Raw genomic sequence first — 1169 nt, 5'->3', positions numbered from 1 at the left:
AAGCGACTGCTGCTGCAAAACGTCTGCGACCTGAGCAACAACATGAATGGTCTTCGGTTTCCGTGTTTCGTAAAGTCTGGAAACGCGGAAGTCAGCGCCCTGCACCATTATGTTCCGGATCTGCATCGCAGGATGCTGCTGGCTACCCTGTGGAACACCTACATCTGTATTAACGAAGCGCTGGCATTGACCCTGAGTGATTTTTCTCTGGTCCCGCCGCATCCATACCGCCAGTTGTTTACCCTCACAACGTTCCAGTAACCGGGCATGTTCATCATCAGTAACCCGTATCGTGAGCATCCTCTCTCGTTTCATCGGTATCATTACCCCCATGAACAGAAATCCCCCTTACACGGAGGCATCAGTGACCAAACAGGAAAAAACCGCCCTTAACATGGCCCGCTTTATCAGAAGCCAGACATTAACGCTTCTGGAGAAACTCAACGAGCTGGACGCGGATGAACAGGCAGACATCTGTGAATCGCTTCACGACCACGCTGATGAGCTTTACCGCAGCTGCCTCGCGCGTTTCGGTGATGACGGTGAAAACCTCTGACACATGCAGCTCCCGGAGACGGTCACAGCTTGTCTGTAAGCGGATGCCGGGAGCAGACAAGCCCGTCAGGGCGCGTCAGCGGGTGTTGGCGGGTGTCGGGGCGCAGCCATGACCCAGTCACGTAGCGATAGCGGAGTGTATACTGGCTTAACTATGCGGCATCAGAGCAGATTGTACTGAGAGTGCACCATTGCGGTGTGAAATACCGCACAGATGCGTAAGGAGAAAATACCGCATCAGGCGCTCTTCCGCTTCCTCGCTCACTGACTCGCTGCGCTCGGTCGTTCGGCTGCGGCGAGCGGTATCAGCTCACTCAAAGGCGGTAATACGGTTATCCACAGAATCAGGGGATAACGCAGGAAAGAACATGTGAGCAAAAGGCCAGCAAAAGGCCAGGAACCGTAAAAAGGCCGCGTTGCTGGCGTTTTTCCATAGGCTCCGCCCCCCTGACGAGCATCACAAAAATCGACGCTCAAGTCAGAGGTGGCGAAACCCGACAGGACTATAAAGATACCAGGCGTTTCCCCCTGGAAGCTCCCTCGCGCGCTCTCCTGTTCCGACCCTGCCGCTTACCGGATACCTGTCCGCCTTTCTCCCTTCGGGAAGCGTGGCG

Annotated in this window: 2 protein-coding genes; both read left to right on the top strand. The window is 55.3% G+C overall.

The annotated features are described in order from the left end of the window. On the top strand, window positions 1-261 hold a 261-nt coding region (locus FN960_RS24895; protein WP_438799908.1), incomplete at its 5' end, for a site-specific integrase. Between the two features lie 103 nt (window positions 262-364). After that, complete coding sequence (locus tag FN960_RS20665; RefSeq protein ID WP_000165985.1) at window positions 365-556, top strand: Rop family plasmid primer RNA-binding protein; 192 nt, start codon at window positions 365-367, stop codon at window positions 554-556. The last annotated feature ends 613 nt before the right edge of the window (window positions 557-1169 follow it).

The sequence above is a fragment of the Alkalicoccobacillus porphyridii genome, from assembly GCF_007293315.1.
Taxonomy (GTDB): Bacteria; Bacillota; Bacilli; order Bacillales; family Bacillaceae_D; genus Alkalicoccobacillus; species Alkalicoccobacillus porphyridii.
Note: the sequence above shows the minus strand (reverse complement) of the source record. Positions and strands in the feature narration are given on the sequence as shown.